Origin of the sequence: Spartinivicinus marinus (assembly GCF_026309355.1) — a bacterium.
Classification (GTDB): domain Bacteria; phylum Pseudomonadota; class Gammaproteobacteria; order Pseudomonadales; family Zooshikellaceae; genus Spartinivicinus; species Spartinivicinus marinus.
Genome location: NZ_JAPJZK010000001.1, coordinates 1,686,954 through 1,706,085 on the forward strand (window position 1 = coordinate 1,686,954; position 19,132 = coordinate 1,706,085).

Consider the following 19,132-nt stretch of genomic DNA (forward strand, 5'->3'; position numbering starts at 1 on the left):
TACGTCAATAGAATCGCTGACAAATCTCTAACCACCTTGTTTTGTCAGCTTGTGACAACTTATTTGAGTCCACCAACTTTTTAATGGCTGTTACTAAATATTTTTTTCCTTTTAACTCAAAGCAGTTAATTTCACTATTTGAAACAGAAGCCAAGTTAGTATAAGAATTTCTTAACCAATTTTTTTGATCAGAGATATCATAGAGATTAGACTCATCTAACAGGTATAATTCTATACCCTGCAGAGCTCTCATTACATCTTTTGAAAAACCCTGCCGCTTTGAATGAATCTTTATTAAAAAAAGTTTTATAATTTTTTTCCTGTATCTAACAAAATGGAAGTCAACTAATGCATTTATCTTTTGGCTTATAGACAACTTTTCAACTAAATTCAGGTAAATACCAACCTTATCATTTATAAAGTTAATTTCAGCCCCGTAATAGTGAGCAAGTATATCATCACAACCAGATAACTTAGTATTTCTACTTAGCACTTCACCTATAGCTAATTGCTCAGTAACGTACTCCTTGGTAATATCATAAACTTGATCAAGAACATAAAGTGCTTCATCTAAAAGATGTCGATCGTCATAAGACAGCCCTACAACACCTGAGTTCCACAGCTGCCCATCTTTAGCTATATCTAAAATATTACCATTCTGGCTTACAATATTATTCTCAACTATCCTTTCACAAAGAGTAGGAAGGGCTTGTTGAATATACTTCTCAAACTGGAACATTAAAGAAAACCCAGGACTAACTCTTTGAAAAAGTAACTCCGGATTTTTTTTGTACCATGTATCTGTATCAACAAGTATAGTTTTATTTTTGTATTTATCCATCCAAAACTTCATTGCTACATTTTTTAGCCTATGATTATATTGAGCTTTTCCTTGCCATAACTTTATCTGATCATCTGTTAGTTTTTCTGCAACTATAGGTAAATCAGAGAAGTAGTCTGGATTTTCAGTAAACACACATACTCTTGTTGACTTGCTTTCACCTAAAAACCTTAATGCTGTCAAGATACTAAAATAGCCTTGCTGGTAATATATTTTATTTTGTCCATATACCAGATAAAGCAAATCATTCATTTTTTTACACATTTTAATTAAGCTCAAAACAAAAGAAGCAACCAACTATTTATTACTTCTCTCTTGATATAACTTCTCTATACTCTGTTCTATATTTCTCTACGGAGTGACAACTCTTAACATACTCATAAGCTTTTAAACATTTATTATTTATGTCTATTTTACTCATAGAAAGCTGTTGTGATAACACAGACTCCAACTGGCTAGTTGAAGTAGGATCAATTAAAACCCCATAACCATCTAGCACATCAGGTATCCCACCAACCTTCGTAGCAATAATTGGTAATTTAGCTATCATAGCTTCAAAAATTACCAAAGGCATACCTTCCTCTAAGGAGGGTAATACAAAATAATCAAATGCTTTTAAGAAGCGAAAAGCGTTGTGTATTTCTCCAGGGAAAAGAACCCGATCACTAATACCTAAAGCAACGGCTTGCTTCTTTAGTGAATGTTCTAGTTGCCCCCCTCCTATAATGACAAGTTTCGTATTATCATGCTTATGTTGTACTTTTTCGAAAGCATCAACTAAATAAGATTGCCCTTTTACTTTAACTAGTCGCCCTATAGTTCCTAGCACAACATCATCACTTTTAAGACCAAGCTCTTGGCGGGCAGCATCTCTGGTTAAAAACTGGTTCTCAATGTAATCAAGATCAATTGCATTTGTAATCACTTTGACATTATCATCATTCAGACAACAACACTTACTAATCAAGTACTCCTTTACTGAACCAGATACTGCCACTATAGTCCATCTTTTATCAAATAAAAGATTAGTTATCCACCTTCTAAAAGGACGATCAAAGTCACCAATTCCATGTACGACAGAAATACAGTTTGGTATTTTTAGAAATTTATTCGCAATTAGCATTACATCAAATGGTTTAAAACGGTGAACAACCAAACTATCAAACGCCTTCTTTCTGCAGTACTTCCAAATACTATAGATAGCTTTTAATCTAAGGCCTTTCATCTGCTTCTTTGTAAGCTCAAAGTATTTGACATACTCACTCACGGAAAGCATATCACCATGTTTTGGCTTTTCCGTAAAATAGGCTGAAGTAACTTCAAACTTATCTTTGGGCAACCCTTTGATGATCTCCTCGTGCAGGTCAGATGTTCTTATATAGTATTTAGGTTGCAACTGGAGAATTTTCTGTCGTGTCATACTGATTGCTTCTTGGTTATTTTATTCTGATTAGAGCAACTTATAAACGCGATGGTTAGGGCAATGGGAACCCATGATATATACCAAACCTCCTTCGGTCTACTCACAACATTTCCACCTTCTGATATACCACCAAAAACACCATAGACAAGCAAAGGTAACCCAACGAATGTTAAAATATAATTGCCTTTTTTACACGCCTTTATAGTAAGCAAAAACAGAGTTAATACCCACCCCAAAAATCCAACGAAACCGAAATGATATAAGATGCCCAGATGGATATTATGTGGATCATAGAATGACTGTTTAATACTCTGCAGATATATCTTAAACTCAGCCCCTAATCCATAACCAAGCCATAATTCATCAAATATTAATTTAATTGCTTCACTCCATATTTCAGGCCTATGAGATACTCCTCTAGCAGCAATATCTTCCCACGCTATAATCACAATTGTTAAAAGAGTCACTAAAATATAAAAAATAGTCTTTAGTACAGTTTTTCTCTTATAGAAAAAAGTAATAATCAACAAAACTAGAATTACTCCAAAAAAACCTACTAGAGGAGTTCTAGACTTAGTTAAAAAAGTACATACAAAAAATACAACCACACATAGCAGCAGTATAACTTTTTTAGGAGGCTCTTCAGAAAGCAACAACAGTCCTAATGAGAACACACATAAAAAACCAAAATAATGAGAGCTTAATAAGGGGTTACTTAATATCCCTAACCCAACAAATCTCCCCCCAAAAGAAAAATCAGTCTCCACCCCATAATTATAGATACTATAGAGAGAGGTCAAAGCAGCTAAACCAACAGCAATCATTGCTATACGCTGGATATCCGTCACCCTTACCACTAAATAATAAACAGCATAAATAAAAAGAAAAACCATCAATGCTTTCTTGATTTGACCAAACGATAGCTCCTCACTACCCCATGCAGATGAAATTGCAAAATAGCAAAGAAGAATAGTCAATAGTTTTACAGATTGCTCCTTAAAGAAGCCAAAAAATAAATTTGATTCTAAAAAAATTAGCAGCGTGACAGGCAGATACAGAAAAATATATAGCTGAGTATGCCACTTGCTATCTGTCGGAAAAAGCTGCACACCAACAAAAAAAATGAATATCCCAAATAACAACATATATGTTAATACTTGAGTTACTAGGCTCCCCTTCAGGCTTTTTACTTCACAATTATATCGATTCATTTTACTACAAACAGCTCATTACTTTTAATACATTTGAAAAAATAGCTATCTTTTCCATACTTATACGGACTTCTATTAATAAAAATATTTTGCAAGGTCACTCGAAAATATTTTTGCAGTTTTGTTTTTCGCTTCAAATCATGCATCATCTCCAGTGCATACACTTTATCCTTCTGCTGCTTTTCTGATAAAGGAACAGACAATACCCTTGGCGTTTTAACCTCTGCATTAAGGTTGGGTGCTAATGATGCTATTGTATGGGGTGGTCCGAATGGATGCATATCGGTGTGAACGTAATGGTTTGCGTAGTACAGCCAGTACTTTATGCCAGAGTAACTCACCTCACTCACTGCCTGGTGAATAAATTGCGTTGCATAATAGTGATCTTGGTGAGGGTCCAACTGTAAGTGTGGTGTGACTATAACTTCCGGCTGGTATTTTTCTATTAAGAACTGAAGGTCTTTTAACAGATTTTCACCTGTAGCTTTATTATCACCATCAGTAGGTAGCGGAAAGCTATTAAACTCTCTAAATACAGTTGTGGTATCAACACCTGCCGTTTTAGAGCTAACTAGTTTAGTTTGCTCTTCGTACATGTCCTTGAGGCGTAAACAAAAGTAGCCAAGGTTAACAATCTGTTCTTTCGAAACACCACCCCAAGCAGGTACTGCAATACTATCAAACGCTCTCAAACGGCCCTTTAATATAGATGCCTGTTGAGGATCTGGATAGACATGTTGAAAATCCTTCTGCTCTACTTCGCCAGCCGTTAAGGTAACAATACTTACATCTTTTGCCTGGCTATAAAGGCCAAAGGCAGCCAGCTCCGCATCATCAGCATGGGGAGCAATAATCATTATGCGTTTGTTGATGATGTCTGGGTTAGCAAAACCAAATAGGGTTAATTTATGGTTGTTATCGGTTATTGGCTGGCAGTGTTTGAAGTTGAGAGTTAAATGCTCACCAACTAACAGTATTTTTAACCAATCACTTATATTCAAATAGCGCAATCCATTTACAGAGCGTTCAAAATACTGTCTATTTGTAGTATTACCATCGCTTATTTCAACATAAGGATCAAAAATACTACCCAGCCAATTAGCTTTAATTTTGACAGCAGCCAATCCTGTATCCAGCGATAAATCACTCGCAGGCTTTTCTACACAACGCAGTTGATTATTTTCTATAGCTAACGGCAGCTCTACCGCATTTTCAAACTGGTATTGGTAATCTGACTTGGGGTCATAAAAAATATGATCAGACCAAAACACTTCATGGGCAATATAAAAAATGACTGCAAAGAGTAAAGTTTGCCAGTACCAACCGATCAAAAGCCCAAGAAGTGCCAAGCAAATAAAAACTAACGCTTTTATTTGGTTTGTCATCTTCTTCTTTTTTAAATACGGGTTATCTTTTGTTTTCATAATACTTCTTACGTTGAGTACACTGGCACTCTATTACACCAGCGGTCTTTATACTCGTTATCTGATAAACCAAATGAATAACGTAGCTGCTTATTTTGCTTATCAGCCATCTCCTGAGCTTCCTGCACATTCAAAAAGCTAAGTACACTACCAGGGCTAAACTCTTTTACAGAGGGATCAACCCCACCATTGATATACTCTACAGACAACCATTGCTCTGATTCAGCCTGATATACCAGTTGAATCGCAACTGGACGTTTCTCAAAATACAGCACAGAGCCAACTAAATATTTTTGTAGTCTACTCAGTAATTCTCCCATCAAGGATGCACCTTTAGCTGCAAAGCCCCACCTTAACTCAAATAATGTCAAATAAAACTCACATATCTGATCTGCAGATAGCTCACTGATAGGATGCAACTCACCACCCGCTTCTTGAAACAGTCTTAATTCACGGCGATGGTTGTACTTAAACTTTTTAGAGTAGCCACCAGGTTGAAAGCCTTTAGCTAAACACAACTGTTTACCTTTATCCTTCAGATTGGTCAGCTGGGATTCATGCAAATTCGAAATTAATTCTGCTTTATAAGGCAATTCAAGTTGGGCATTTTCAGCAATGGGCAATATAATCTCCGCATTACCTGCATCCACTAAACCGCGTTTACCGAGTTTTTTTAAAGCTTGCTTACTACCCGCGACATAGTTTTCCCACACCGGAATCGCAGCAATAAGCTGGTCATCTTGATAGCGGCCACTAAACTCCAGTGGGATATCTAATAATGACGAAACCACCCCAATCACTTCTGGGTGAGTTATAAAACTACCGCCCCACTGTTGGTAAGCCTCTTCATATTGGTCAGCAGTTAAAGGTTGCCAATGACGAGTTTGCCATTTCGCGAGTAAACTCATGCAACCCCCATCTTCATGGCGTAAGGCTTGATAAAAGGTAGCTGCCAAAAGTGGTCTTTAACGACTGAGTAGCTAAAATTTTGCGTGACTTTAGCATCCATTTTATCTGCCAGAGCAGTTTTGTCTTGGCTAGAAAGGCCATAAATTTGGGTCATGTGTGAAGCCAGCTGTTGTGCATCCCCTAATGGAAACAACTGGCCACAACCCTCAACCACCTCTTTACCACCACCACAATCAGTAGCAATGACCGGCAAACCAGCAGCCATAGCCTCCAGTAATACCATACCAAAAGGCTCATGATCAGACGTTAAAACAAAACTATCAAAGGCTTTATAGTATTGAGCAGCCTCGGGTACCATTCCTAAAAACAACACTTGCTTTGCAATACCAAGCGACTGGGCTAACTGCTTTAATTCACTCTCTAGCCTGCCTTGACCTAAAATTGCTAATACTGCATTCGGCAGCTGTCCTGCAATTAAAGCAAAAGCCTTTAATAACGTTGTCTGGTCTTTATCTGGGTGTAGTCGCCCTACATTAGCAAAAACATACTGATTTTGCGTTAAGCCTAAATATTTTCGGGCAGCTTCGCGTTCAACCAAATTAGCTTTTAGTTGCTCATAATCAACCCGATTATACAGGGTTTGAATACGGTCCGACGACCAATGAGGTAAGCAATGGCGAATATCATCTCTTACCGCATTGGACACACCAAGCAAAGCTAAACGTTGCTGGCGACGGTTAACAAACCAACGTCTAGTTTTTCGCTGATAATCACCAAAAGCATGATGAACACCAACGGTAAATAAATCCGGGATATGAGAACAGATATATAAAGGCTTAAACCGGTGGGCAATGGCAAAGCTAAACTGTCTTTGCTCACATATACGCTGTAACTGTTTAATTTGTTTTCGCTTCAAGCCTCGCACATCTCTAGAAGTGTTTTCCAGAAAAAATACTTCATCAGAAGAGGACTCATTTGCCACTTGATCAGAGAACTCGCCTGTTAAATAAACGGTTGTCACTTTATAAGGCGTATCAGCAAACAGCCCTGCATATTGTCGAGCCACATCTAAAAAAGGTGGCTCATATCCGTGACAGAGCTGTAGTACATGGGGTTGATTCATTGTTATCAGCAACCCTCAGGAAAGTCGCCTTTCACGACTAAAATATCTTCCATAATTAAATACTGTAAGTCTGAGCCAAAGAACATATTCAATGCATCAGTCGGCGTACATACAACCGGCTCACCGCGGCGGTTTAATGAAGTGTTCAACACTACGCCATTGCCAGTGAGCTTTTCCATTTCCAGCATTAAATCATAGTAACGAGGGTTTACTTCCCGTTTAACCGCCTGCGCTCTAGCGGTACCATCTTCATGTACTACCTCAGGCACGCGCTCTTTCCATTCCTCTTTAACTTCAAAGGTAAACGTCATAAAAGGCGCTGGGTGGTCCACTTTAAACATTTCTGGTGCCACACGATCCAGCATACTAGGGCAGAACGGACGCCAACGCTCGCGGAATTTAATTTGCTCATTAATTCGGTCAGCAACCCCTTTCACACTGGGACAACCTAAAATACTACGCCGACCTAATGCTCGAGGACCAAACTCCATCCGCCCCTGAAACCAGGCAACTGGATTCCCATCGGCAAGCACTTTAGCAATACGCTCTGGAACTTGATCAATTTGTTTGAATTTAGGTTTATCTGGGTGCTGCTGACAAGCTTCGATAACCTGCTCATTAGTAAATGAAGGGCCTAGATAGACATGTTCCATTTTTTCAACAGATACACCACGCTTTTCTGAAGCAAACGACGCTGCACCAATAGCTGTACCAGAATCACCGGAAGCAGGCTGGACAAATAATTCTTTTAGCTCTGGCTTTGCCACTATTTTCTGGTTGAGTTTTACGTTTAATGCTCCGCCACCAGAAAACGCTAATAAGCCAGTTTCTTTGATAATATCACCCAAATAATAATCCATTAATTTCAGGGCAACTGTCTCATATAATTGCTGAATGCTTGCAGCATAATGAATATAAGGGTCATCAGCCACATCACCTTTCCGGCGAGGGCCTAACCACTCAATTAATTTCTTAGTAAAATAAAAGCCTTTGCCATTTTCTTTATAACGACGCAATCCAACCACATTCACATAGTCAGTATTAACTCGAAATTCTTTTCCATCAAAATCAATTAATCTTGATAAGTCATATTTACTTGCATCACCATAAGGTGCCATCCCCATTACTTTATACTCGCCATCAAGCATCTCAAAGCCGAGATATTCAGTGATGGCGCCGTATAAACCACCCAGCGAGTCTGGGTCATAAAATTCTTTAATTTTATGAATTTTGCCATTTTCGCCATAACCAAAAAATGTTGTGGCATACTCACCTTTCCCATCAATCCCCATAATGGCCGTTTTTTCTTTAAAACCACTCAGGTGATAAGCACTGGAAGCGTGGGCTAAATGGTGTTCAACCGGTTCGAACTCGACCTTCTGCCAATCAAAGCCGATTGACTCAAGCATTTCACGAATTTGCCCTACATAGCGACGATAGCGGCGATTACCATTAAACAATACATCTAAGGCACGGTCAGGGGCATACCAATACCGTTTTGCATAATGCCAACGGGCAGGGCTAGACAAACTAATGGGTGCAAAAGGCACAGCAATGACATCAACATCTTTAGCAGAGATACCTGCCTGCTTTAAGCAAAACTTTGTAGCCTCTAGCGGCATTTTATTTTTGGCGTGTTTATCCCGAAGAAAGCGCTCCTCTTCAGCTGCAGCAACCAACTTGCCATCTATATACAATGCTGCTGAAGGATCATGGCTCAATGCGCCAGATAAACCTAAAATTGTTAATGCCACTAAACACCTCTTCTTTTCAGCTACAACTGTTGCTTATACCAAAGGCGTATTGCAACAGCCCCAGAAAACAGTGAGATTGTATCTTTCTATCAACTAAACCGGCTTACCAACTGCTCGAATACCTGCTTTACATTCGGCGACGCATTTAGCCAGTTTTTATTAAAGCGCTGCAAATCCCGTTGAAATGCAACCTGAAATGAACCTGGGCGATCATGCTGCTGCATAGCATCCAGGTCAATCATTTGCAGCCCTGACTCTGCCAAAAGCAGGTTATTAGCTTTTAAATCACCATGCGAAATTTGATATTTCTCCATGGTTTCAAATAACTGGTTAAACGCTGGCAACCACCGTTCAACCTCAGACGAGTCAGTTGCCGCTAAAAAATGCGATAAACAGTCTGGCCCGGCAACATACTCTAAAATCAAAAATGCTCTACCGCGTAACGGCCCACAACGCTCTTCAATTAATGCTATCGGTTGCGGCGTTTGAATACCCAGCAAGCCCAGCCGATGGGCATTCAACCAGGATACCCAAGCCCGGCTTGGTCGCCAGCAACGAGATAATCGGTGCTGGACGCTCTTAATGTTATACCGCTTAATTACCAGTGGCTGGCCGTTATACTCAGCCACTCCTACGGTTGCAGTATTCCCGCTTTTTAGCCGGTTTGAATTATCTACCAAACAATTGTCAAGGGTTTGTAAAAAGCCGTGCCACTGCTCGCAATCCCACTCTCTTCGATAAACTTCTAAGCGAGACAGGCTTTTTTTCACCACAAACTCACTACAGTCGCGAGTCACTTTTCGTAAGTAATTCGCCACTCGCCACTTTCGCCAGCGGACGGTTAAAGCCTGTAGTTCTACTTCAGTCATTGGCTGCATTTCAGGCTGGCGGGCATTATAGTCTGCAACGACTTGTGATACAAAGCGATCATAATAAGGAGGCAACTGAGCCAAATAAATCGCCAAGTTATCCAAAATATTCTGTCTAGGTAGCAGGCTACCTTGTTGAGAGCTATCCACCCCATCGCCGTCAATGGCCAGCATGTTACCCTGATGAACTAAAAAGTTATTCAGATGAATATCATCTTGCTTCAAACCAGCTTTATGCATCTGGGCTAACAGGCCAAAGGAAGGCAAAAACAACTGTAGTCGCTGCTCATCACTACTGGCTTGTTGCCAGAGCTCGGCCAAGCTTTGGGTATTGTCCAGCCACTTAAAAAGTACCACATGACCTTGCTGTTCAAAGGTATCTGACGCTACTAACTGCTGAGTAGCTACGCCAGCATCCTCTAACCAGCGGGTACCTTTTAATTCTCGCTGGGCATGCCACTTTGCTTTATTCGGGGCAATAAACAGTTTGGCTAATACTGGCTGGCCTTGATATTCGCCATAACCAACCACCCGCTTACCTGGCAATACACGAAGGGTTTTATGTACGACAAGTTCGACTTGTTCATTATCAAGCAACACACTAAACGGCGTGGTAACCTCTCGGCCTTGACTACGCAATCCTGCCAAAGTGGCTTGTGGAATAGCTACCGCCACTTACTCACGCCCCTCGAAAAAGCCCAGCACTTGCCTGATTTGCTGTTTGTCTTTACTCGTAAGCCGATGAGTAAGACTATTGCCCCGATACAGCTTGTAAAAGCGCATCCGCATCGTGCGTGATAAATGATATTTTCCCAGTTTATCCAAGCAAGCCAGATCTTTAACAATGCGATATTGCAGCATCGGGCCAAACCACCTGAAACCACCAGGGCAGTCAATCAGAAATATCTGCGGATTAGTTTTATCCCGAGAAACCAGGATATTTCGCCACTTTAAATCGTTATGAACAAACCGGTAGGCATGCAATACCCGAGTAGCCCAAGCCACTTGATCAATCACTGGTAATAACCAATTTCGATCAGTTAAATAATCCGGGTACTCTTCTATTACCTCTGATAAATCAATGGTATTTTCCAGCTCTTCAGTAATCAAAGCGCCTTTCAGCATCATGCTAAGTAGCTTTTGCTCGCCATACGCAACTAAATTGGCAGTTGGTAAACCCAAACGACGAAATAACAGCAGGTTTTTCCACTCTGCGCGGACTCGACTGCGACCAATATAACGACGCAAGCCTTTACCACCACCCGTATAGCGCTTTACATAAAAAACCTTACCAGCAGCTGTGACTTTATAAACTTTACTCAAAGGATCACTGGTAATCTGTTCACCTGGTAACTTGAATACTTTATCCAAGCTACCAAACACATCAGCAACAGGGGTATGTTGGTAGGGCTGAGTGACAGTCCAAAAACCCGATTTAGGCCAAACAGCAGACTTCAAAAAACTGAGCATATTCACCTTAAATTGCGTCACCTTTGCGTTGCTTGCGAGCATATAGTTTTTCTGCTTTTTTCGCCAACATACGCCAAGTGCTGGCTTTCTCTTTAAGTGCTTGTTTTAAAGGCTTGCCTGTGTATATCTTGATGAAGCGAAATAAATCATTACGGCACAGTCCTATATCCATCACCGAAAAATACAACGCAGCTAAATCTTTATTTATCCAACGACGTGGTGTGTGGTTACGCACCTGAGCACGATGTAAGTCAATCAACCATAGATCAGGGTTTAAATCGGCAGGTAGCTTAGGCGATAAAAGAAAATGACAAATATAATAATCGCGATGATTTAACCCGTTTTCATGAATGGTTCGGGTTATCTTCGCAACCTGAGCAATTAAATTACGCTTTAGCTTTAATGATGGTGGAGATTGCTGCCAATTTAATGATAAATCCTCAAGGCTTATCATATCGTGCAGCTCTTCAGTGATAATAAACGACTGTTGTGTTGCAGGATTACAGCCTTTAATGCCAAAAGCAACGGGAGTCATTGTTTTCACCCCAAGCTGCTGTAAGCGTTTAATTGCTTGCCACTCGTTAGTCGCACCTAATACTGGCCAGCGAAACCGAATTAAATTATCGACAATATCTCGCCAACCAACACCAAAATGCAGCTTGGCAAAAAAGCCTTTACCATTATGCTCAAAACGCAATGTACGACGAGCTTCCAGCTCTCGAAATATTTCTCCTTGCAACTGGCGCACTTGAGCAAAAGGGTCTTTGCCCTGCCACCAGCTGGCAAAGTCTTCACGCAAATTTAATTTCACAACAGTTGCCCCGCTAGCTGCTCAATTTGCTCCGCAGCCCGCTCAGACATACTGTAAATATCAGCCTGTTCAGCAAAACTGAGTCCATTATTTTGCCACTCTGAATGCTTATCAGACTGCAACATCTCTAACAGCATTTGATTAAACTGTTGCTGATTAAAGGGGCTTGTGACTAACAGACCAGCTTCAGCCTGTTGTATATAGCGGGCATAACCACACACATCGGTTACTAATACTGGTAAGCCAGCAACAACTGCTTCAAGTAAGACAGTACCCGTATTTTCGTGATAAGCTGGGTGAATTAACAAGTCAGCACCCAATAAAAACCGGGGAATATCATCACGCCCTGCAAAAAAGCGAACCTGATTACTTACACCAAGCTTATTAGCCATCCGCTCAAATGGTTTAAAATTATCCTGACCAATCACAAATAGCTTCGTTGCATGTCTGTATTCAGCAGGTAATGCCTGTAGCGATAATAAAGCTCTGTCTAAGCCTTTGGTTTTAAAGCCAGAACCTACCATTAACAACAGCTTATCCTGATCAGTCAGGCCAAACTCTTGGCGAAGCGCTGCACGAATGGAATCCGCATTAGCGGGCCGCTTTCGGTCTTTGGCGATACCAGGGGGTAGCAGATGAAAGCGATGTTGCGGGGTTTGATAATACTGCTGATAAATTGCAATTTGTCGCTCAGCAATCATTAAAATATGGGTGTGGCTTTGCGCGCTAAACACCGCTGACTCAAAATGATTAAAATGTTTGTAACGAGCCCCTTGCCGGTACAACCAACCTCTAGAGTTTTGGGCTTTTTCTTCATAGCAAGGATCAGCAGCATAATAAACATCCAGCCCTGGCATTTTATTAAAGCCCACCACTAAATCGACCGGGTTTTCCTTAATATCAGCCATCGCCGCTTGCTGAAAAGCTTGGTCACGTTTATGAGCAGATAATGCTTTGTTACTAATTAATCGAACCTCAAATTCAGCAGGTTGATCTCCTTGCCAACCCATAGTGTAAACACGAATTTGATGGCCACGCGCTAAACAGGCTAAAGCAATTCGTAAAAAGTCTCGCTGCAAGCCACCAAATGGAAAATATTTGAAAAGGATAAACGCCAACGTCATAAATTACTGGGCCACATCAAGCTGCTGAATTAACGACTGCCACACCACATCAGGCGTAAGCCCCTTAAAAATTGCTGGCTCGATAGTTTGCTCAGCCCCATCAGTTAACTGCTCAAGATCACTGGCACATAAGTGCACTTGATTAGCGCCATAGGCCCCGACTAATTTGGGAGAGGTAGGACCATATAAAGAAACCGCAGGCACTTCTAAAGCCGAAGTTAAGTGCCCTAAACCGGTATCAACTGCTACCACCGCTGTTGCCTCGGCAATGACACCCGCTAACTCAGCCAGCTTCATTTTGGGCAGGACTTTTATGCCACTACCCGTTGATTTATCAGTCACTGACGCTGCAATCGTTTCCGCCCTCTGCTTTTCTACGGCATTGCCCCAAGGCAACAACACCTTAAAGCCTGCTTTCACCACTTGATCTGCCAGTGCCTGCCAGTAAGGCTCTGGATAGTGCTTAGTGGGCCAGGTGGTACCATGAATAAATACTACGTAAGGCTGGTCATCAGTACATTCCTGTTTCGGAAAACGAGTTTTATCTAAACTGAAGTGGCCCGTTGAGCTGGGAGCTGAATAGCCTAGTGCTTGAGCAAACAGCTGGCGTATTCGCTCAACTGCATGCTGGTCTTTAGCTACTGCGACTGGGCTGTCGTAAAATCGAGCACTGATCGGCTCACGAGCAGATTGCTTATCTAAGCCCAGCTTAGGGCCATTCGCCAGCCGAGTTAACCAAGCACTTTTTAGCAACCCCTGGGCATCAATCACACAATCATACTGCTCTGCTTTTAGCTGTTGCTTAAACTGTTTCCACTCACCACTCTGCCAGGTTTGCCAAAGTTGCTTACGCCAACGACGAATGGCAACGGGAATCACCTTATTAACGGCTTTATGCCAGTGGGGAATTTCTGCGAAAGCTTCTTCCACCACCCAATCAAACTGAATATTAGGAATCTGAGCTTGGGCATCGGTCAGCGCAGGTAAAGTATGAATCACATCCCCCATCGAAGAGGTTTTAATCACCAGTACTTTCATGGCATAACCACCTCAACCGGCACAGCCTGGCTTTTTCCTATCACTCGATTAAGCGCTTGATTTACCTGGTCAGGCATTAGTTCTTTAAGGCAGTTAAGATGCTCTAACGGGCATTCACGTTTGAAGCAGGGGCTACAAGACAGCCCTAACCGCACAATTTCCTTCTGCTTATTTAATGGTGGTGTAAAACCAGGCGAAGTAGAGCCATAGACAACCACTAATGGGCGCTCTAGCGCGGCAGCAATATGCATCAAACCAGAATCATTACTGATAACTGCGCTGGCCAGAGATAATAAATCAACGGCATCCGCTAAACTGGTATTGCCTGCCAGGCTAACCACTTGCTCTTGGTACCGTGCAGGCACTGCTTGTCTGATTAGTTCTGCCACAGGCTGATCTTTTGCAGAACCAAACAACCACACTTGCCAGTCTTTCGCTAACCACTCGCTAGCAACTGCCGCATAGTGTTGCTCCGGCCAACGTTTAGCAGGCCCAAACTCTGCACCTGAGCACAATGCTAATACTGGCTTATCAGTATTGAGCTGATAGCGCTCTAAAGATGCCGTGACATTGGCTTGATTGACAACCAGTTTAGGGGCAGGCAGGTTTTCAGGTAGCGGGCTGTTTTTAGGTAGGCCTAACGCGACAAAACGTTCTACCATCAGGGGGTAACGTTGTTTATCTAGTACACGCAGATCATTAAGCAAGCCATAACGCATTTCACCACGCCAGCCAGTTCGTAATGGAATTTTTGCCCAAGCAGGGACTAGTGCAGACTTAAAGGAGTTGGGTAAAACGATGGCTTGATCGTAATTCTCGGCCCTAAGAGAAAGGCCTAACTGCTTACGGCTTTTTAGATTCAGGGAGCCGTGCCCTACAGGCATAACAATTTCGTTTCTGACTTCAGGCATTCGCTCCAGCAGCGGCCGACTCCAGTCTGGTGCTAGCACATCGATATCTGCTGAGGGATAGTGTTGCTTAATGGTCATAAACAATGGCTGCGCCATGACCATATCACCTACCCAAGAAGGCCCAACTACCAGTACTTTCACTACGAAACGTCACCCCAATCTAATCACGAACAAAGGCAGCAAGTACTTCTTACTACCTTTGTTTGGTAAGAATCAAAAGGGGAGGGATTTTACCTTACAGCACAGGAGTTAGCCACTCGGGATAATCCTTACTTTGACCGGTCACTTGATCAAAATACATTTGCTGAAGCTTTTCAGTCACCGAACCACGGCGACCACTGCCAATCTTCCGGCCATCATGCTCACGAATCGGCAATACTTCAGCTGCCGTACCAGTGAAAAAGGCTTCATCAGCAACGTATACTTCATCACGGGTAATCCGTTTTTCAACCACTTGATAGCCAAGCTGAGTAGCAAATTGGATGATCGTGTCGCGGGTAATCCCTTTTAAGCAGGAGGTCAACTCAGGGGTATAGATAACTCCATCAGTGACGATAAAGATATTTTCACCACTCCCTTCTGCAACATAACCTTCGTTATCCAGTAACAATGCTTCTTCACAACCACAGTCCAGCGCTTCTTTTAACGCCAGCATAGAGTTAATGTAATTACCATTAGCCTTCGCCTTACACATGGTGATGTTGACATGATGGCGAGTATAAGAAGAAGTACGAATCTTGATGCCTAGCTCTTTCGCTTCTGGCGCCATATAAGAAGGCCATTCCCAGGCAGCAACAATCACATGCGTTTTTAACGAGTCAGCACGAAGCCCCATTCCTTCAGAACCGTAAAAACACATTGGGCGTAGATAAGCGCTATCCAGTTTATTTTCACGCACTACCGCACGCTGTGCTTCGTTTAGCTGCTCTTTACTAAAAGGCATTTGCATATTCAGAATATGGGCACTATTAAATAGCCGGTCGGTGTGCTCTTTCAGCCGGAAAATACAAGGGCCATTGGGTGTGCTATAAGCACGGACACCTTCAAACACCCCCATTCCATAATGTAGGGTATGAGTAAGCACGTGGGTTTTGGCCTCCCGCCAGGGTACCATTTCCCCATCAAACCAAATCAATCCATCACGATCGGCCATAGACATTAGAGACTCCTTCAACTTTCAGTTATTCGTTGATTTTTACGCTTAGAAAAAGCCTATTCGCTTGCCAGCGGTGTACTCTCTAGCCACTGCTGCCAAACTGCAATCACTCCTCGACGATACTCATGAAAGGTATCACCGCTGACTACACCCGCGTGCTTTTGCAGGGCTAAACGGTGAGCGGCAGCCCGGTAAGCCTTGTAGGCTTCACGGAAAAGACCGGCAGCTTCAGGTGTCATTAAGCCGGTTTGCTCAAGTTTTTCTAGCACCCGAATATTATCTGTATACGTAAGTAGCTCCGGGTGCTGGTGTGACCAGGCTAGAACCCCATATTGGACCACAAATTCAATGTCAACGATACCGCCATAATCATGCTTGAGATCAAACGATTGCTCAGCCTCCCAGGCATTATCAGCCATACCTCCCTGAGTGGCTTTCGTAGCCAGGCTATCTCGCATTTTCTGGCGCATTTCGACAATTTCTTGCCTCAACTTGCCCAGCTCCCTTGGCTGCCCCAGCACCTTTGCTCTGATTGCAGCAAAGTCTTTTGCTAGTCTTTTGCTACCTGCCAACAGCCTGGCACGCACCAATGCCTGATGTTCCCAGGTCCAAGCTTGATTTAATTGATACTGCTCAAAAGCACTTAAAGAAGAAACCAGTAATCCAGATGCACCAGATGGTCGCAAACGCATATCTACTTCATAAAGTTGTCCTGATGGCGTTTGAGTGGACAGAATATGAATAATCCGCTGCCCCAGACGGGTATAAAACATACTGCTTTGGATTGGCTTAGGCCCATCAGTCATACTGTTGGGCGGCGCATCATAAATAAAGACCAAATCCAGGTCTGAGCTATAGCCCAATTCAATGCCGCCCACCTTACCATAGCCAAGAATAGTAAAAGCGGCTTTCTTGCCGGGGTGGCCCTCAGGCAAACCATGTTTGGCGATTAAATACTGATAAGCAATATGCAACACCTGATCCAGCACCACTTCGGCAATCCATGTCAAGTAATCACTCACTTTCATGAGGGGTAACGTCTCTGCAACCTCTGAAGCCGCTACTTGCAGCACATGGGCAAGCTTGAAGTAGCGCAGAGTTTCCATTTGCTGCTCAATGTCTTCTTCAGGGATGCGCATCAGCTGCTGCCTGAGCTCATCAGCCAACTCATCTTTATCTGGTGGCGAGTACAAAGTGCCTATATCCAGCAACTCATCGAGCAACATAGGGTATTTTGCGATGGTTTCAGCAATCCAAGGGCTAGCGACACAAAGCTTAAGCAGTTGCTCTAAGGCATGAGGGTTTTCTATCAATAGCACTAAATAAGCCGTTCGCCGCAAGACACTTTCAATAAAGGGCAACACATTGAACAGGCAAGCATCCGGTGACTCTTGCTCAGTAACCATCGACAACATAAAAGGCATAAATTGATCAATGCGGTCTTTGCCCGTGCGCTGAGCCTGTTTCATCGATTGACTATTTTGCAAAGCTCGCAGCCGCCGGTCAGCCTCCTCAGGCTGCTGAAAGCCCTGTATAGCAAATAATTCGTGTGCCTCTTCCTGATCGACACTGCCTATCCAATAAGTTTTCCAGCTTTCCTGACCAGAAAGCTGACTTGAAGTAGGTTTATGTGGTTCTGCCACCATTTGCTGAAAGTGGTAATTAACTCGCTGACGATGATGCGTCAACTGTTTATTCAGCTCATCCCAATGCTGATAGCCCATTGCTAAAGCCAGTCGCTGCTGCTTAATAGATGAGCTTGGTAAAGTTTGACTTTGCTGATCAGCCTGAGCTTGAATAAAATGCTCCAGCCGGCGAAGAAATTGGTAAGCCTCCCTGAGTTCAGTTACCACCTGCACTGGCAAATAACCTTCCCCCTCAATAACCTCTAACACCTTTAGCAAAGCATGCTGCTGAAGGGCTCGATCTCGTCCACCATGAATCAACTGGAATGCTTGGGCAATAAACTCAATCTCTCGTATTCCTCCTGGACCCAGCTTGATATTTGCCTCCATGCCCTTCCGGCGTACCTGCCGCTGGATCAGCTGTTTCATGTCCCGCAAGGCATCGACTGCACTAAAATCAAGATAGCGGCGATAAACAAATGGCTTTAGTCTCTCTAGCAAGTTACGACCTTGACGCGGATCGCCGCCAACGACTCGGGCTTTAATCAGCGCATAACGCTCCCAATCTCGCCCCTGGTCTTCGTAGTACTGTTCCATGGCGCCAAAACTAAGGGCTAAGGCGCCACTTTGTCCATAAGGCCTAAGTCGCATATCTACCCGAAACACAAAGCCATCTGCCGTCACAGTATCCAGCGCTTTGATCAACCGCTGGCCAAGACGAACAAAAAATTCCTGATTGCTAATCGAGCGACGCCCTCCTTGAGTGTCACCCTGAGTTGGATAAGCAAACATCAAGTCAATATCTGAAGAAAGGTTAAGCTCACCAGCACCCAGCTTACCCATCCCCAGTACCACCATATGCTGCGGCTTATTATCTTTTTTACCCGTTGGCACTCCCAGTCCTTGGGTAAGATCTTGATACAGCCAACGATAGGCCCTATCGATACAAACGCCTGCCAAAGCACTCAAGTGATACATAGTTTCTGTGAGAGAAGCCTGACCAGTGACATCCCGCCAAATAATGGTAACCATCTCCTGGTGCCTAAACAGCCTAAGCTCGCGGAGCAAGTCAGCCTCACTTGAAATCTGCTCAAAGCGTTGAGCGAGTGATAGCGCTAGCTGTTTTTTACTGATAGGGCTTGCAAAACGGCTACTTTCGATCAAGTTAAACAGCAGCTTAGGATTGCAACAGTTTTGTTGTGCTACATAGTCACTAACCGCCCAAACTTGGTAAAGCTGCTCCATAATAGCTTGATCAAATAAAGCAAACTTCTGCTCAAGCTGGTGAGCCGTCGCTGTTTCTTTAAAGCGCTCCCAATAGCCTTGCACGGCATTTTGCAGTATGCTTGGGAGCCCTGATAATGCTGCTAAGTCCATGATTTCCAATTAATAAAAATTTTATAAAGACGACTTGGTATGAGTCAGATAGTTGGCAACAGTTTT

At 42.8% G+C, this 19,132-nt stretch carries 15 protein-coding genes; all 15 read right to left on the reverse strand.

What is annotated here, in order from left to right:
• Positions 1 to 4: 4 nt before the first annotated feature.
• The gene (locus tag OQE68_RS07715; RefSeq protein ID WP_180568617.1) at positions 5 to 1,093 is read right to left on the reverse strand and encodes a hypothetical protein; all 1,089 of its coding nucleotides are present in this window, start codon (positions 1,091 to 1,093) and stop codon (positions 5 to 7) included.
• A 52-nt stretch (positions 1,094 to 1,145) separates the two neighbouring features.
• Positions 1,146 to 2,261 (reverse strand): glycosyltransferase, encoded by a 1,116-nt coding sequence (locus OQE68_RS07720; RefSeq protein WP_180568618.1) that lies wholly within the window; start codon positions 2,259 to 2,261, stop codon positions 1,146 to 1,148.
• Complete coding sequence (locus OQE68_RS07725) at positions 2,258 to 3,475, reverse strand: O-antigen ligase family protein (protein ID WP_180568619.1); 1,218 nt, start codon at positions 3,473 to 3,475, stop codon at positions 2,258 to 2,260. Before OQE68_RS07725 ends, OQE68_RS07720 begins: the two co-directional genes overlap by 4 nt.
• Positions 3,472 to 4,899, reverse strand: a complete 1,428-nt coding sequence (locus OQE68_RS07730) for a PIG-L deacetylase family protein (protein WP_180568620.1) — start codon at positions 4,897 to 4,899, stop codon at positions 3,472 to 3,474. Before OQE68_RS07730 ends, OQE68_RS07725 begins: the two co-directional genes overlap by 4 nt.
• A gap of 8 nt (positions 4,900 to 4,907) precedes the next feature.
• Positions 4,908 to 5,807: a GNAT family N-acetyltransferase gene (locus tag OQE68_RS07735; protein ID WP_180568621.1), complete on the reverse strand. Its 900-nt coding sequence runs from the start codon at positions 5,805 to 5,807 to the stop codon at positions 4,908 to 4,910.
• Positions 5,804 to 6,931 (reverse strand): glycosyltransferase, encoded by a 1,128-nt coding sequence (locus OQE68_RS07740; RefSeq protein WP_180568622.1) that lies wholly within the window; start codon positions 6,929 to 6,931, stop codon positions 5,804 to 5,806. Before OQE68_RS07740 ends, OQE68_RS07735 begins: the two co-directional genes overlap by 4 nt.
• A gap of 5 nt (positions 6,932 to 6,936) precedes the next feature.
• Complete coding sequence (locus OQE68_RS30785; RefSeq protein WP_180568623.1) at positions 6,937 to 8,685, reverse strand: carbamoyltransferase family protein; 1,749 nt, start codon at positions 8,683 to 8,685, stop codon at positions 6,937 to 6,939.
• Positions 8,686 to 8,774: 89 nt separating this feature from the next.
• Positions 8,775 to 10,229, reverse strand: coding sequence for a lipopolysaccharide kinase InaA family protein (locus OQE68_RS07750; protein WP_180568624.1), 1,455 nt, complete (start codon positions 10,227 to 10,229; stop codon positions 8,775 to 8,777).
• Positions 10,230 to 11,024: a lipopolysaccharide kinase InaA family protein gene (locus tag OQE68_RS07755; RefSeq protein ID WP_180568625.1), complete on the reverse strand. Its 795-nt coding sequence runs from the start codon at positions 11,022 to 11,024 to the stop codon at positions 10,230 to 10,232.
• Positions 11,025 to 11,031: 7 nt separating this feature from the next.
• Positions 11,032 to 11,835, reverse strand: coding sequence for a lipopolysaccharide core heptose(I) kinase RfaP (gene rfaP / locus OQE68_RS07760; protein WP_180568626.1), 804 nt, complete (start codon positions 11,833 to 11,835; stop codon positions 11,032 to 11,034).
• Positions 11,832 to 12,959, reverse strand: a complete 1,128-nt coding sequence (locus OQE68_RS07765) for a glycosyltransferase family 4 protein (RefSeq protein WP_180568627.1) — start codon at positions 12,957 to 12,959, stop codon at positions 11,832 to 11,834. The genes rfaP and OQE68_RS07765 overlap by 4 nt, the downstream gene beginning before the upstream one ends.
• 3 nt (positions 12,960 to 12,962) lie before the next feature.
• Positions 12,963 to 13,997, reverse strand: a complete 1,035-nt coding sequence (gene waaC / locus OQE68_RS07770) for a lipopolysaccharide heptosyltransferase I (RefSeq protein WP_180568628.1) — start codon at positions 13,995 to 13,997, stop codon at positions 12,963 to 12,965.
• A complete protein-coding gene (waaF, locus tag OQE68_RS07775; protein WP_180568629.1) occupies positions 13,994 to 15,049 on the reverse strand; it encodes a lipopolysaccharide heptosyltransferase II in 1,056 nt (351 codons plus the stop codon). Before waaF ends, waaC begins: the two co-directional genes overlap by 4 nt.
• Before the next feature lie 94 nt (positions 15,050 to 15,143).
• On the reverse strand, positions 15,144 to 16,067 hold the full coding sequence (locus OQE68_RS07780; RefSeq protein WP_180568630.1) for a branched-chain amino acid transaminase: 924 nt from the start codon (positions 16,065 to 16,067) through the stop codon (positions 15,144 to 15,146).
• 53 nt (positions 16,068 to 16,120) lie between these two features.
• Positions 16,121 to 19,066, reverse strand: coding sequence for a bifunctional [glutamate--ammonia ligase]-adenylyl-L-tyrosine phosphorylase/[glutamate--ammonia-ligase] adenylyltransferase (gene glnE / locus OQE68_RS07785; protein ID WP_180568631.1), 2,946 nt, complete (start codon positions 19,064 to 19,066; stop codon positions 16,121 to 16,123).
• Positions 19,067 to 19,132 lie beyond the last annotated feature (66 nt).

What these genes read in the sequence shown, in the direction of transcription:
- OQE68_RS07715 (WP_180568617.1), bottom strand. Translation starts at nt 1,093, where the DNA reads ATGAATGATTTGCTTTATCTGGTATATGGACAAAATAAAATATATTAC.
- OQE68_RS07720 (WP_180568618.1), bottom strand. Translation starts at nt 2,261, where the DNA reads ATGACACGACAGAAAATTCTCCAGTTGCAACCTAAATACTATATAAGA.
- OQE68_RS07725 (WP_180568619.1), bottom strand. Translation starts at nt 3,475, where the DNA reads ATGAATCGATATAATTGTGAAGTAAAAAGCCTGAAGGGGAGCCTAGTA.
- OQE68_RS07730 (WP_180568620.1), bottom strand. Translation starts at nt 4,899, where the DNA reads ATGAAAACAAAAGATAACCCGTATTTAAAAAAGAAGAAGATGACAAAC.
- OQE68_RS07735 (WP_180568621.1), bottom strand. Translation starts at nt 5,807, where the DNA reads ATGAGTTTACTCGCGAAATGGCAAACTCGTCATTGGCAACCTTTAACT.
- OQE68_RS07740 (WP_180568622.1), bottom strand. Translation starts at nt 6,931, where the DNA reads ATGAATCAACCCCATGTACTACAGCTCTGTCACGGATATGAGCCACCT.
- OQE68_RS07755 (WP_180568625.1), bottom strand. Translation starts at nt 11,024, where the DNA reads ATGCTCAGTTTTTTGAAGTCTGCTGTTTGGCCTAAATCGGGTTTTTGG.
- OQE68_RS07765 (WP_180568627.1), bottom strand. Translation starts at nt 12,959, where the DNA reads ATGACGTTGGCGTTTATCCTTTTCAAATATTTTCCATTTGGTGGCTTG.
- waaC (WP_180568628.1), bottom strand. Translation starts at nt 13,997, where the DNA reads ATGAAAGTACTGGTGATTAAAACCTCTTCGATGGGGGATGTGATTCAT.
- OQE68_RS07780 (WP_180568630.1), bottom strand. Translation starts at nt 16,067, where the DNA reads ATGTCTATGGCCGATCGTGATGGATTGATTTGGTTTGATGGGGAAATG.
- glnE (WP_180568631.1), bottom strand. Translation starts at nt 19,066, where the DNA reads ATGGACTTAGCAGCATTATCAGGGCTCCCAAGCATACTGCAAAATGCC.